The 13,939-nt window shown below is 44.6% G+C and carries 15 protein-coding genes and 1 tRNA gene; 6 read left to right on the top strand and 10 right to left on the bottom strand.

All coding sequences use genetic code 11. The annotated features are described in order from the left end of the window. Positions 1-114: 114 nt before the first annotated feature. The 3 genes from yjjX to ACRBG0_RS14330 are packed head-to-tail and all read right to left on the bottom strand — an operon-like array spanning position 115 to position 2,893. Entirely contained in the window at positions 115-648 is a 534-nt protein-coding gene (gene yjjX, locus ACRBG0_RS14320; protein ID WP_431487551.1) for an inosine/xanthosine triphosphatase, read from the bottom strand. A gap of 10 nt (positions 649-658) precedes the next feature. Next, complete coding sequence (locus ACRBG0_RS14325; RefSeq protein ID WP_431487552.1) at positions 659-1,969, bottom strand: ABC transporter permease; 1,311 nt, start codon at positions 1,967-1,969, stop codon at positions 659-661. A 12-nt stretch (positions 1,970-1,981) separates the two neighbouring features. Further along, a complete protein-coding gene (locus ACRBG0_RS14330) occupies positions 1,982-2,893 on the bottom strand; it encodes an ABC transporter ATP-binding protein (protein ID WP_431487553.1) in 912 nt (303 codons plus the stop codon). A 45-nt stretch (positions 2,894-2,938) separates the two neighbouring features. Here ACRBG0_RS14330 and ACRBG0_RS14335 point away from each other — a divergent pair, with 45 nt between their 5' ends. Continuing rightward, complete coding sequence (locus tag ACRBG0_RS14335) at positions 2,939-3,907, top strand: diacylglycerol/lipid kinase family protein (RefSeq protein ID WP_431487554.1); 969 nt, start codon at positions 2,939-2,941, stop codon at positions 3,905-3,907. 109 nt (positions 3,908-4,016) lie between these two features. On the opposite strand, the gene ACRBG0_RS14340 is transcribed toward ACRBG0_RS14335, so the two are convergent. The 6 genes from ACRBG0_RS14340 to ACRBG0_RS14365 all read right to left on the bottom strand — a co-directional run bounded on the left by ACRBG0_RS14340 (position 4,017) and on the right by ACRBG0_RS14365 (position 8,333). Beyond that, positions 4,017-4,382, bottom strand: coding sequence for a hypothetical protein (locus ACRBG0_RS14340; protein ID WP_431487555.1), 366 nt, complete (start codon positions 4,380-4,382; stop codon positions 4,017-4,019). Between the two features lie 269 nt (positions 4,383-4,651). Further along, a complete protein-coding gene (locus tag ACRBG0_RS14345; RefSeq protein WP_431487556.1) occupies positions 4,652-5,041 on the bottom strand; it encodes a nuclear transport factor 2 family protein in 390 nt (129 codons plus the stop codon). Between the two features lie 13 nt (positions 5,042-5,054). Beyond that, positions 5,055-7,244, bottom strand: coding sequence for a sensor histidine kinase (locus ACRBG0_RS14350; protein ID WP_431487557.1), 2,190 nt, complete (start codon positions 7,242-7,244; stop codon positions 5,055-5,057). Between the two features lie 216 nt (positions 7,245-7,460). Then, positions 7,461-7,985: a C40 family peptidase gene (locus ACRBG0_RS14355; RefSeq protein ID WP_431487558.1), complete on the bottom strand. Its 525-nt coding sequence runs from the start codon at positions 7,983-7,985 to the stop codon at positions 7,461-7,463. 118 nt (positions 7,986-8,103) lie between these two features. Continuing rightward, on the bottom strand, positions 8,104-8,196 hold the full coding sequence (locus ACRBG0_RS14360; protein WP_431487559.1) for a GIY-YIG nuclease family protein: 93 nt from the start codon (positions 8,194-8,196) through the stop codon (positions 8,104-8,106). A gap of 63 nt (positions 8,197-8,259) precedes the next feature. Continuing rightward, positions 8,260-8,333, bottom strand: a tRNA-Asn gene (locus ACRBG0_RS14365). 106 nt (positions 8,334-8,439) lie between these two features. Between ACRBG0_RS14365 and ACRBG0_RS14370 the strand changes: the two genes are divergently transcribed. Genes ACRBG0_RS14370 through ACRBG0_RS14390 form a run of 5 tightly spaced genes read left to right on the top strand, consistent with a single transcriptional unit; the run spans position 8,440 to position 13,227 of the window. Continuing rightward, positions 8,440-9,366 carry a PfkB family carbohydrate kinase gene (locus ACRBG0_RS14370; protein ID WP_431487560.1) on the top strand — a complete coding sequence of 309 codons (927 nt, stop codon included), beginning with the start codon at positions 8,440-8,442 and terminating at the stop codon, positions 9,364-9,366. Next, positions 9,363-9,848, top strand: a complete 486-nt coding sequence (gene rfaE2, locus ACRBG0_RS14375) for a D-glycero-beta-D-manno-heptose 1-phosphate adenylyltransferase (RefSeq protein ID WP_431487561.1) — start codon at positions 9,363-9,365, stop codon at positions 9,846-9,848. The genes ACRBG0_RS14370 and rfaE2 overlap by 4 nt, the downstream gene beginning before the upstream one ends. Continuing rightward, a complete protein-coding gene (locus ACRBG0_RS14380) occupies positions 9,848-10,888 on the top strand; it encodes a Nif3-like dinuclear metal center hexameric protein (protein ID WP_431487562.1) in 1,041 nt (346 codons plus the stop codon). The genes rfaE2 and ACRBG0_RS14380 overlap by 1 nt, the downstream gene beginning before the upstream one ends. 44 nt (positions 10,889-10,932) lie before the next feature. After that, complete coding sequence (locus ACRBG0_RS14385) at positions 10,933-11,682, top strand: zinc ribbon domain-containing protein (protein WP_431487563.1); 750 nt, start codon at positions 10,933-10,935, stop codon at positions 11,680-11,682. Between the two features lie 57 nt (positions 11,683-11,739). Next, entirely contained in the window at positions 11,740-13,227 is a 1,488-nt protein-coding gene (locus ACRBG0_RS14390; RefSeq protein WP_431487564.1) for a tetratricopeptide repeat protein, read from the top strand. Between the two features lie 175 nt (positions 13,228-13,402). Here the strand turns inward: ACRBG0_RS14390 and ACRBG0_RS14395 are convergent, their stop codons facing one another. Further along, positions 13,403-13,873: a hypothetical protein gene (locus ACRBG0_RS14395; protein ID WP_431487565.1), complete on the bottom strand. Its 471-nt coding sequence runs from the start codon at positions 13,871-13,873 to the stop codon at positions 13,403-13,405. Positions 13,874-13,939: the final 66 nt, after the last annotated feature.

Below are 13,939 nucleotides of genomic sequence, written 5' to 3' on the forward strand. Positions count from 1 at the left end.
CCGAGGTCGTTTCCTTGTTTATTCATTCTTTTCTACCAACATTCCATCTCTCCGAGGTGTTTTTTCTTGATCCCACTCCTGATTTTGGCCGAGATGTGTCCCAACCGTAGATGCCTATCTGTAAAGTTCCGTTTTCAAAAAAGGAATCAACGCCAAAATAACCGCAGGCACGTAAAAACGCTTACGGTTCATTACACCATCGGTTAACAAACCCGAGGAGCCGCCCGTTTGCTTTGAATTTGAGACACCAAAGATGAGGTCATCAGCATGGCCAAGCTCATAGCCTTGGTTTACTAACTCAATGACTTTTGGTGGTAAATAAAAACCCGCTGTCCGTGCTTTTCCTAGCTGAGTTTTGGAAAGCACAACCACCCAGGCCATCACTTCCATCTCCTGGTCTTTGATGATATTGCCTCCTTCGATACCTACCCAGAAGTCAGCGTCAGGGTGTGCGGCTTTTGCTGCCTGAACCCGATTCCACGCTCCCTGGTAAGTTTCTTCGTCTCCCAAGGGTTGGTCGCTTACTCCGGAAGGAACGCTGATTCCCTCAGCTATAAAAGCCCGGTCTGGGAACATCTCCTCGAAACCCGCCAACGCTGAATCAACTTTGACAGGATTCTTGGAGGCTACAATTATTTTTGATATCATTTTTCAAACATTACTTCCTAAAAATCCACTTGCCCATTTCCCACAAGCTCACTTTCTTGCCATACAATAGAATGCCGACCCGATAGATACGACCAGACAACCATATTAAGCCAATACAGGTACCAAGAAGCAATACCAAAGAGATTACTATTTCCCACCAGGGTGGGTCAAAAGGCAGTCGCGCAGGCATTACAATGGGCGAGAAAAGTGGAAAATACGAGGCCCAAATAGCCAAGCCAGAGTTGGGTGACTGAATAGCAGCAATGGTAATGTAAAAAGCCAGAATAACAGGAATAGTGATGGGAATCGTCAGGGATTGCCCCTCGCCAAGATCATCTCCCATGGCAGAGCCAACTGCGGCAAAAAGCGCTGCGTACATAAAATAGCCCCCTAGGAAATAAAGTAAAAACAAAGGCAAAATAACCCACCAGTTGAAAGACCCTAGTTCCGTCATAATTTGAGAAACTAGCACCTGTGGGTCTATATCACCGAACTCCGGGGGAGTCTCCGGCAGGTTGGTGGCTCCCATATCAAAGCCAAATAAAAGGCTGACGCCAATCAGCATGAGAGGAACCAAAATCGCCCAGGCCAATACTTGTGTCAACCCCACCATACCAACGCCTATAATTTTTCCTAACATCAGCGGAAATGGCTTGACCGAAGAGATCATTACTTCTACAATCCGGTTGGTCTTTTCCTCCATGACGCTACGCATCACCATCATACCATAGATAAAGACGGTGATATACATAAAGAAAGCCATTACCATACCGATAACTGCCGCAATCTTGCCAGCCATAGAGGTGCCTACGATCGCCTCCGGTGTCACCGGCTTCGGTTCTATATCTACCTGACTATTGAGGGCTTCCAGGCTTCGTTCATCAAGCTGTAGTTCGGCTACTTTGTGCTTGCGCAAAGCCGTACGCAAGCGGTCTACAAGAACGGGCTCTAGTTCCAGCGTAAGCTTTTGATCGGTATAATAGCTGGCCCGATATTCTTGCTGTTGAAGCCTCCCCGAAGATGGTGTCACCAAAATGCCGTGATACTTGAAAGACGAAAAATTATCCTTGATGGTTTCCAGGTCGGTGTCAACGATCTTAAAGAAGATGTTCTCTTCATCAGCAATACCGCCATCGAACAGCTGACCTTCATCGATGACCGCTATTCGGATAGCCTCATCACTTTTGTACTGCAAAATATAGTTGACGACCACCACAAACAGACCGAAGGCCAAAGGCGTAACCAGTGTAGCGATCAAAAAGGATTTGCGGCGAACCCGGGTCCAGTATTCCCGCTTAATAATTAGTCGAAGTTGTCGCATAAAACGGCGATTTTAGGAAGCGGGAGCAGCCGCCCCAACCGTACGAATAAAAATATCATTCAAGCTAGGTAACACCTCTGTGAAGGACCGAATCTGAACCCCCAATTGCAAAAGCTGTCGAAGGATGGTGTTTGCTGTTTCGTTTTCCTTGCCTGCAAAGGTCAAAGATTGTTTTCCCTGCTCAATAATGGGAAAATGCTCGGCGAAAGCCGCTGGTAATTCTCCTTGGTACAGCAATTGAAAATGGTATTGCTTGTAACGCTCCCTGATCTCACTTACAGCACCTTGTAGGACATTCTGCCCCGCATTTATCAGCATAATGTCTTCACAGATTTCTTCTACTTGCTCCATCCGATGGGTAGAAAAGATAATGCTTGTCCCTTGCTCGTTGAGCAGCCGAATTTCTCTTTTCAACCGATTGGTATTTACCGGATCAAGGCCTGAAAAAGGCTCATCGAGAATCAAGAGCTTAGGCTCGTGAATAATGGTGGCTATAAATTGTACTTGCTGCTGGAGACCTTTGGAGAGTGCTTCAACGGGTTGGTTCCAGCGATCTAGCATGCCTAGCTTTTCCAGCCAGCGTTCTGAAGCTTCCTTCGCAGCAGCAGCAGATAAGCCTTTGAGTTGGCCTAGGTAAAGGAGGTGCTCTCCTACCTTCATTTTTTTATACAGGCCCCGTTCTTCTGGTAAATAACCAATTTGGCGAGGGTGATCCGAATGCAAAGGTTCACCATTGAGGATAATCTCTCCTGCATCGGGGCGAGTAATCGTAGTGATCATACGGATCAGTGACGTTTTTCCAGCGCCATTAGGGCCTAACAAACCAAAAATGGTTCCTTTAGGTACCGTAAGAGAGACTCGATCGACTGCTATTTTGCTGCCGTAGGCCTTAACGACCTCTTTTATTTCCAGGATATTTGTCACTACTGATCGGAATATGGATATTGGAAATTATTTTATGCTGCCACAATGATACAAAATACTAAGAGATCGCATCTGACCGCCCGCTGGTTAGTTATTGTCAACCCCCAGGCCAATAATGGCAACCTGGAGCAGTGGTGGCCTACTATACAAACCAAACTACAAGCGCTAATACCTGATACTAAAATAGTGATGAGCAAACACAGCGGCAATGCTACCCAACTCGTAGAAGAAGCCGTCAGTGAGGGTATTCGTCACATTATGGCCGTTGGTGGTGACGGGATCGCTCATCAGGTGATCAATGGTATTGTGCTGCAAAAAAAGACGCCCTCTCGAGAAATTACTTTTGCACTACTGCCCCTCGGCACAGGTAATGATTGGATAAAATCACACGGGATTTCTAAGAAATGGTCGAGCTGGAAACAGTATTTCCTCACGGCGGTGCCCGCCTATCAGAATTTGGGAAAAATCAATTATCAGTCGACGGATGGCTCCTCCGTGCGCTACTTTATGAATGTGGCGGGATTGGCCTATGATGCCTTTGTGGTACGCTACATGATGGATAAAAAAAGCCGCTTGCCGGGAAAGGTATTCTACTTCTGGGCTACTTTCCGGTGTTTATTTATGTATAAGCCTCAAGGAGGAATCATTAAATATGATGAGCATCAGCATGAAGCAGCTTACTACACCATCAATGCTGGTATTGGGCGATTTTCTGGGGGCGGAATGCAACTGGTCCCCCAGGCAAGGAGCCAGGGAGAAACAATGGCACTTACCTATGTGAAGAAAGTAAGCAAGTTGGCCGTTGTATTAAACTCTTTCCGCTTTTATCAAGGGAGAATTGCGGGCTACAGAAAAGCCTATCTCACCAATTGTAAAACGATAGAAGTCATTCCAAGAACTGGAGACGAATTATTAATCGAAGCCGATGGAGAATTCCTTGGAGCTTGTCCGGCAACGATAAGCCTACTTCCCAATGCATTGCGTTTTCTTTCGCCAAACAAGGCCAACAATTAGAATGGGAGCTTGAAGATCAATTCAAACTCCCATTCATTCTAAACTGGACTTTGCCATAGGCATGCTGTATAGCGCACCCTTCGAAAAAGCCAAGCTAAGCGCCTATTGATCACTTCGAAGACTTCGGCTGACTAACAAGAAGCAAGCCATCTCCCTTGAAAATAATCTGGTCGACCTGACTACCTTTTTGGTTTACGCGAAGGAAATAACGTCCATCTGGTAAATCCTCTAAATTGATATCGAGCGCGTAGCCATTGTGCTCCGTAATCGTCTTCCTGAGATAGACCGCTCCATCAAAATCCAAAATGCGAAGCACCGTTGTCTCCTGCTGGAGATTGGCCAGGTGCAGCAAGAGGTGGCTTTGGTCTACTGCCTCTACTTTCAGTAATAATTTTGCAGGAGTGGTGTTTGCCTGTACTTGAGTGCAGCATAAAACTGCGCTGGCGATTGCCAGTACACTAAGAAAATTTTTCATCATGTCGGGTTTTGAAGGTCTCTTGGAAATACTTAAAACAATACTTCTCCGAAGCCTTCGTGATTTCAAAAAAAATCCTGATAATATTTCCTTGACGAAAATTATTGCTTGGTTAAAGCGCTATTTCTATCGCCAATTATTTTTTATCAGGAATTGGATACCCTTAATAGACGGAGGGTAGGAATAGAAAGTTGCAGTCACTATTTGTATAATCAACCAATTGCGGTGAAAACCCGATAGATAAAGTGATTTACTCGACAGGCCGTTGGTTAATTAAGCCCTTCGTAGGCTTGGCGACTGTGGCGGGTATCGTAGATGATTTGCAGAAATTCAATCAAACCATTTCTATTAAACTTCAGATAATCAACAACTTCAAATTCTACCTTACTACCACTGGCAAGCGTCCAGCTATAAGAGAAGAACAAGCAAGCAGAAAGGTTTTCTTCATTGGTCAGTACGTCCTTGAGTTGTACTACCGAAGATTGGGTATCTGAGAACAAATCCCGGTAAAAGACATTTGCTGCTACTTTACCATACAGGGGGGATTGCACTTGGGCAGCAGGCATAAACAAGCCCAGTATACCTTCCAAGTCTGCCTGAGCAAGGCCATCGAGATAACGCTGACTAAACTCCTCAGCATGTTGATGAAAATTTTCCATAATGGTTTGCAAATTACTTTAACAGCGTAAAATAAAAAGTGGTGCCCTTCCCTACTTTTGATTCCAACCAGATTTCGCCACCGTGCTGATTGACAATACTTTTCACCAAAGTGAGACCAATTCCTGTTCCCTGATATTCTTGGTAATTGTGGAGCTTCTTGAAAATGACAAAAATTTGCTCGTGAAACTCTTCTTCAATACCTATACCATTATCGGCGACCATAAAGCGCCAGTGGGTTTTGGTTTCTTTGACTGAAATAATGATTTTCGGGGATTCATTTTTGCGATGAAACTTGATACCGTTGGCTAGCAAATTCTGAAAAACCTGTTGAATCTTCAACCGATTACCAAGGATTACAGAAGGGAGGTTTTTGAAAATTATTTTTGCACCTGTCTCCTCAATTGTTGCTTTTAGGCTATCGGTGATTTCTTCCAACAATGGGCCCAGTTCGATAGGGTCACGGGTAACCGACTCTGTATTTACACGAGAGTAGGTGAGTAAATCTTCAATGAGCTGATTCATCCGACTTGCGCTATTGATGATAAAGTCGAGGTGAATCATACTTTCTTCATCGAGCTTATGACCTACTCGCTTTTTCAAAAACTGCCCAAACGTACGCATAGTACGAACCGGTTCTCGTAGATCGTGCGATGCTACAAAGGCAAAATTTTCAAGCTGTAGATTAGATTCGATATACTTTTGGAGCTGGCGGTTTTTTTGATCGACCTGGCTGATTTGCTCTGTAAGGGCCTGCTCCGCAATCTTTAACTGTGTGACATTTCTGAGGATAATGATAAGTTCCTCTGCATTGATGTTGTTGATTCTGGCTTCATAGTAGCGCACATTACCATCACTGGAATCAGCATCCAAAAATTCAAACGCTTGCAAGGTCTTTTCCTCAAGAGATTTTCTGGCATTAAACAACAAGCCTTTTGCTACAAAAACCGGAAGTACTTCGGTTAGGTGCTTTCCTGTGATGATATTGTCTTGAAAAGTAAGTCCATCTTTATCTTGCTTCTGCTCTGAACCGTAAAGAGCCAATATCTCCCCTTCAACATTAATGCGAATTTTAATATCAGGGATAGCATGCAATACGGCCTCTAATAATGCATCTCCTCGCTCATTTTGGTACTTTTCAGTAATGTCTCTCTGAATCCCCCAGATACCTAGCAAATGGTTGTCTTCAACAATACCAAAAGCTTCATTTATAAAATACTTCCAGTTGCCATACTTGTCCAGTTCTTTCGTTTCCTGCCCTTTTATTTGATAGTTATTTTCTGCCAGCCTCTTAAAGCTCAGCCTATTTTGCTCATAATTCTCTCCTTGATGAATAACCTCAATCCGCTTCCCAATAAGATCACTTTCCTTTTCGAAACCATACATTTTAGTCATCGCTAAGTTACATTCTTCAACGTAGGCATTAGCGTAATACGATTCTACCTGAGCATCAACCTCTGCATCAACAGGAATTGGTTTGCCGCAATTCATAAAGTAAATACCTTCAGCACTGTGCCGAATAAATTTACGGTATCGCTTTTCGCTGGTTTTGAGTAGATAGTTTTCGTGAAGAACTCGCTGATCCTCTACATATTCACACGCATAAAGGTTCGCCGTTAGTTGCATTAGAGAAACGACCATTTCTAGTTGATGCTCAGTGTGTACAATAACATTGCTACTGTGAGTTGCAAAAAAGCCTAAAATCGCCTGCTCGTAAACCAATGGTACAATAAGAAAAGAGGAAATGGAAACACCGAGGCTATTGAAAATTTTTCTGCAAATCTGATTGTTATTAAGCTTATCAAGCGCAGCCTCTTCATAGTGATCAGCAAAAATAAGGCTGGGCAGGTTATTATTTTCCGACGATTGGCCTATCGATAATTTTGTTTTTGATAAACTCGCCAAATCAGTCAACCATGATTTTAACACCCGCTGCGAAAAAATGACTTCAGAGAATAACTCATGAACAATATGTTCTTTTTTTTCGCCCGCAGCAGAGACTTCTATAATTTTCTTGTAGACTAACTGATCCAGCATTCCTTTAACTGGTCTTACCTCAAGTAAGTAGCTTTGCTCTGTTTTTAAATGAGCAGATATTGTCTTAAGCACCTCAGGAAGCTTTTTGCGAAAAGCTCTCGACTTGGTCAACTCGATGACCAACCGATTTGTATCTCCTAATAAAGTATCTTTATATGTCTCTTGCACTCTTCCTGTGTTATTAGATATGACTACGTCAAGGGCTAGTAAGTTACCCTGGATTATAAGCTTGTATTACAGTACGAAAAGACAATTGAATTTCTCAAGTCTACTAAAGCTAGGAATAAAATATTAATATAAGGAAGATTTTAATGTCAAAATGTATGACAGTGCCTGATTGAGGGGCCTTCTACCTACATTTCTTGCACATTACCCGGCAAAACATCAGCGAGAAATAACGTCACGGGCACTCATCCGTTTCGTACGCCAATAAGAACTAGCATAAATATTTTCCATGATTACTCCTCGGGAAGAAGTACTATGAATGACAGTAAGGTTACCTGGACTTTGGCTTACCACTAGTGCAACATGAAATACAGGCCCTGTCGCACTCCGGCGAAAAAATATCAAGTCACCTGCCTGTGCATCATCAAGATTGATTCGCTTACCTTCATCTTCTTGAACCCTGGATACGGGGGTGAGGTTTACATCAAAAGCATCGTAAACGTAGTGGGTGAACCCTGAGCAATCAAAACCTGTCCGAGGGCTGCGGCCAGCATATTTATAACGAACCCCTTTTTGCTCAGCGGCAAAGGACACCACATTCTTTCGAATCTGAGAAGTGCTACTGTTCCCAGAAGTTGAGCGAGGAGTTGTAGGCCCTTTGAGACCTTGTAGACTCTCACATTGGGTCAGAAATAAAGTACTCAGCAGTAATAGCAAAGGAAAACACAGTAAACGCTTAGACATAATGTTGGATTATTCGCGAAAATTAGTCCTGTATTAACGGCAAGGCTGAGCGGTTTATTTGGTGGTATTGTATCTTAGGAGATACTTAACTTTTTTTAAAGATTTTCTGACAACTTAGTTAGTGTTTGAGTAGCCGCCGCTCCAAGTCATCCGTTTGACCAACGTAGTATTTGTCGTGCTTTTCAGAATAGAGAATATATACAGAAAACATCAGCGCGTATTCAGGTTTAGACAATAAAAAAAGGCCACTGTAAATTACAGTGACCTTTCTTTGCGCCTCCTGAAGGACTTGAACCTTCGACCTACGGATTAACAGTCCGCCGCTCTAACCAGCTGAGCTAAGGAGGCATTTTATGTTTTTTCAACTTCCTTCTTTAAAGAAGCGAGCGCAAATTTACAGTGTCTGATCAAATTTTGCAATATTTGCAGAGATTTTTTTCAAAAAAATATTTCTATGAGCTTATTGGTTGTGGGTACCGTTGCTTTTGACGACATCGAAACCCCCTTTGGTCGTGCAGAAAACGTAGTAGGCGGAGCCGCTACTTACATTGCTTTAGCTGCTTCTTATTACACGAAGCAGATAAAAATAGTTTCCGTAATCGGAGATGATTTTCCGGAAGCTGATCTTGATGATCTCCGTTCTCGTGGGGTAGATCTTGCCGGACTGCAAGTAAAAGAAGGTGAAAAATCCTTCTTTTGGGCGGGCCGTTACCATAAAGACATGAATGGCCGCGACACCTTGGACACCCAACTCAATGTCTTGGCCGATTTTGACCCCGTACTTCCTGCCGACTACCAGGATACAGAATACCTTATGCTAGGTAACCTGACTCCTGCCGTTCAGGCACGCGTACTCGACCAGCTAAAGACCCGTCCAAAATTAGTGGCGTTAGACACCATGAACTTCTGGATGGACACTGCGATGGACGAATTAAAAGAAGTCTTGAAGCGCATTGATCTCCTAACCATCAATGATGAAGAAGCCCGCCAATTGTCTGGAGAACACTCTTTGGTGAAAGCTGCTGCTGTAATTCACGAAATGGGCCCACGTATTTTGGTGATCAAAAAGGGAGAGCATGGAGCACTTTTGTTTTACAACAACGAAGTATTCTTTGCACCAGCATTACCTCTAGCTGAAGTATTCGATCCTACCGGAGCAGGCGACACCTTTGCCGGCGGCCTTATGGGATACATTGCTTCTACCCGTGATTTGTCATTCGAGAGCCTCAAGCGTGCTGTTGTCTATGGTTCAGCGATGGCTAGTTTTTGTGTGGAGAAATTCAGCACCGAACGCCTCAAAGAGCTTAATGACGATATGATCACCGACCGGATGCTACGATTTGTACAGTTGGTTAACTTTGATGCGCAACTGGGCAAATGATTGAGTTAATCCAACAAAAGATACAAGATTTACCCACCGCTAGTGCTACCGTAGCCGGCTGGCGTCTTGGCGGTGGGCAGATTGTTTTCACCAACGGGTGTTTTGACCTCATGCACCCTGGGCACCTTCAATACCTGGCCGAAGCTCGACAGTTAGGCCAACGATTAGTTATTGGCGTAAACAGTGATGCTTCTGTTCAAAAATTGAAAGGCCCTCATCGCCCGATCATGGACGAAACGGCGAGGACCCTACTGCTGGCAAGCCTCGCTTTTGTGGATGCCGTCATTATATTTGACGAAGACACTCCTCTGACATTAATCAATGCCTTGCGGCCTGATGTTTTGGTCAAAGGTGCCGATTATGAAGAAAAAGATGTCGTGGGTGCCCCCGAAGTAAAGAGCTGGGGCGGAAAAGTAGCACTCTTGACCTTTGTACCAGGATATTCGACCAGCAAAATCGAAGAAAAAATAAAATCGAGCTAATGACTTCAATTGGAGCGATCATAAAACACTTGGAAAGCGTTGCTCCTCCTGTTTATCAGGAAGGTTACGACAATGCAGGACTCATCGTAGGCAATGCACAGGAAGAATGCACGGGGGTAATTACCTGCCTGGATTCTACCGAAGATGTCGTTGCAGAAGCTGTGGCAAAAGGTTGCAATTTAATTGTAGCTCACCACCCCATTGTATTCAAAGGGCTAAAGCGATTTACAGGCAAGACCTATGTAGAACGCGTAATCCTTTCGGCAATACGTAACAATATTGCCATTTATGCTATTCACACCAACCTCGACAATGTTTATGCAAAAGGCGTAAATGCAATGATTGCAGAACGTTTAGGGCTCGTGAATACGCGTATTCTTGCACCGAAGGCCGGTGTAATGAGCCGTGCTACAGCCTTTGTCCCTTTAGCCGTAGTAGATCAATTAAAGCAGGCTTTGGCCAGCTTAAACGATGGCCCTCAAACACCGCAACCCATCGTACGTCAGCTTAGCTTGGGTACTGGTGCCGATGGTGGAGTTAGCATTCAACTAGAAGTAATGTACCCTACTCACCAAAAAGGCGCAATAAATGCCACTTTAAGTAACTTTTCAGGCGTAGATGCTGTTTATAGTGAGGTACTTAACCGAAATCCATTAGTAGGTTCAGGAATGATTGGTGATCTGCCCAAGCCGCTGAAAGAAATGCCTTTTCTCAAGCGACTAAAGGAGCAGCTAAAAGTCAGTTGCGTTAAGTACACAGCATTGCTGAATCAGCCGATACAAAAGGTCGCACTCTGTGGTGGTGCCGGAGGTTTTTTACTACCTCAGGCCATTGCTGCTGGAGCACAGGTTTTTGTTACTGCTGATTACAAATACCACGAGTTTTTTGATGCAGATGGTAAAATCATCATTGCCGATGTGGGACACTATGAAAGTGAACAATTTACGATTGATTTACTAGCTACCATAATCCGGAAAAATTTTGGTAATTTTGCGGTTCATTTAACAGAGGTGAACACCAACCCGGTAAATTATCTTTAAAAACGATCTGTTAAATGTTGTTCAACTAATAAATATTATTGCCAATGGCAGCCGAAAAGACAGTTGTAGAGAAGCTAGAGAATTTATATAACCTCCAGACTATTGATAGTAAACTGGATGAGCTGGAGATTCTCAAAGGCGAACTCCCAATGGAGGTGAGCGATCTGGAAGACGAGATTGCTGGACTGAATACGCGTATCGGTCGTCTGGAGACCCAGATCAAAGATATGGAGGGCGAGATGGCTCAGCACGAGAATAACATTGCTGAGGCAGAGAACCTGTTGGAACGCTACAGCAAGCAGATGGATAATGTGAAAAACAATCGGGAATACGAAGCCCTGATGAAAGAGCAGGAGATGCAACGTCTCGAAATCCAGCTGTCGAATAAGAAAATCAACCAGATCAAACGTGATCTCGAAGCTAAAAACGAAACCATAGTAGCTGCTCAGGCTCGTTTGGAAACCAAAAACGAGACCATGAAAGTTAAGAAGGTCGAGTTGGAGAAGATCATCGAGAAGACAGAAAAAGAAGAGCAGAAACTGCACAAAGCTTCTGACAAAGCACGCAAAGGCATTGAAGATCGCCTGCTTAAGTCTTACGATAAAATTCGTAAAAACTACCGCAACGGTTTAGCAGTAGCTACCGTAGAACGGAATTCTTGTGGCGGATGCTTTAACCGTATCCCTCCTCAGATTCAGTTGGAAATCTCTCAGCGCAAAAAAATCGTTGCCTGTGAGCACTGTGGTCGTGTTCTCGTCGATGATGAGACAGCAGGCATCACAGCCGAAGCTTAATAAAAAAGAAAAGCCGCTAAGTTCATCACTTAGCGGCTTTTTACTTCCCACCTCCCTATGCGTTTTCCCTTACTCCTTATTTTTCTAAGTTCCTTGCTACCGGTTTCGAGCCAGGCAGCAGGCTATTTTGACTTCAACGCCAATGCGCAAAGAATCTATGACAAGATTTTTGAGTTGCGCCTGAATGAGGCCCAATCCCTCATTGCTCGATTGAAACTCAATGAGCCAGACAACCTCATCGCATACCACCTCGAGAACTACGTCGATTTTTTCACGATCTATGTCTCTGAAGACGAACAGGCTTATCAGCGCATGAAGGCGAATCGTGACCGCCGACTGGAGAAAATTGCTGAAGGAAATACTAACTCCCCTTACTACCTCTATACCCAAGCAGAAATACGACTCCACTGGGCCTTGCTAAAGCTCCGTTTTGAAGAATACCTTTCTGCGTTTACAGATATCAATCGAGCTCATAAATTATTATTGGAAAACCAGGCACAATTTCCAGATTTCCTGGGCAACCAGAAAGACCTCGGTATTTTGCATGCCGCAGTAGGTACGGTACCAGACAATTATCGCTGGGCGCTGGAAATGCTCAGCAGCCTGGAAGGAACAGTAGAACAGGGTAAAAAAGAAGTGGAAGGCGTGCTTCGTGTGGCTAGTAGCACCAACTTCCCCTTTCGGCAAGAAACGCAAGTGCTTTATACTTTCTTGCTTTTGCACCTGGACGGTCGCCCCGAAGCGGCGTGGGCAGCACTAGAAAACGCCGACCTACGAGCTAGCGACACGCCATTACATGCTTTTGTATTAGCAAATGTAGCCATGCGCACTGGCCGTAATGATGAAGCTATTCGCTGGATGGAACAAGCACCAAGAGGAGAAGCCTTCTTCCCTTTTCCTTACCTCGACTATATGCTAGGAGTGGCCAAACTACGCCGACTGAATACAGACAGCCGACGTCATCTACGAGACTTCTTGAGGACAACCAGAGGACGTCATTATATTAAAGAGGCCTACCAAAAGCTAGCGTGGGCGGAACTGTTGAATGGCCGACCCGAGGGGTATCAAAATTACATGACCCTGCTACAACAACGAGGCACCAATGCCGCTGGCGGTGATAAAAACGCCGAACGCGAAGCAGAAGCAGGTATTGTTCCGCCACTTGTCCTCCTTAAAGCACGGTTACTTTATGACGGCGGCTACTATCAGCGCGCACTCGATGTATTGGCGGGACAGCCAGAAAGCAGCTTGCCTACATTTTTAGGTCGGCTCGAATATACTTACCGCAAAGGGCGAATTCTTCACGGGCTAAAAAAATACGATGAAGCATTGGCTCAGTACGAACGAACGATCGAACAAGGGCAAAACAGTGAAGCTTTTTTTGCTTGTAATGCGGCCCTGCAAGCTGGCCTAATAGAGGAAAAAAGAGGACGAAAAACAAGTGCTCGCACTTATTTTAATCGTTGCCTTTCCTTAAAACCCGAAGAATACCGTACAGGCCTCCACCAACAAGCCAAAGCTGGCCTTTCCCGACTCGGAGGATAGAAAAGAGGGAAGCCCCCCTTACGAAGATGCTTCCCAGCTCGTCATAAACTACCAGATTCTTTATTAGACTTGCTCCGCTGGGATCATTCCGGGAGCAAATCGCGCCTTATGTTACCTTCGGTGATCGTCCCTACGGTCCTCGGAGTTCCCACCAAACTGCCCCAGCAAAACAAGTCTATCGAACCGCTACGCCCGGCGGTGGCTGATTTTCCCAATTCTTTCTCAATTTTCTTACTGTGCGTGGAGAAAGCTCTACTTCATCAAGGGCACGATAAGCTTTTTCGAACCAGGCGGCTCCCCAAGCGGTATCGGGCAAGCCATATTGCCGAGTATCATTTTCCGCATGACTACAGTAAGTCCATCGATAAGGGTAAGTCTCCTGGGTACGTGGTGCAAAAGCAGGCAACAAACGAAGTTGAGTAAAAGCGAAAGTTTTGCTAGGCCAGTTTACACTTTCCAGCCTGATATACTGGTGGAGTAACTCTGCGGAACCATCAGCTTGCACTCTTAAAACCCAACCGTTGGTATCCTCCAAGACAATAGACGCCAGCCCTAAACTGCTGCTTTCTGTTGGCACCGGCTGGCAGGCCTGGAAAAAGAATATGCCACTGGCGCAAACGATTAGTAGATAGAGAGCGTTTTGCATATTGTCCTTACTTTTGTGCGTCAACAACAAGATGCAGGACCACTTAAAAATGGTGGTTTCTTAATT

The organism is Lewinella sp. (assembly GCF_050633125.1).
Classification (GTDB): domain Bacteria; phylum Bacteroidota; class Bacteroidia; order Chitinophagales; family Saprospiraceae; genus Lewinella.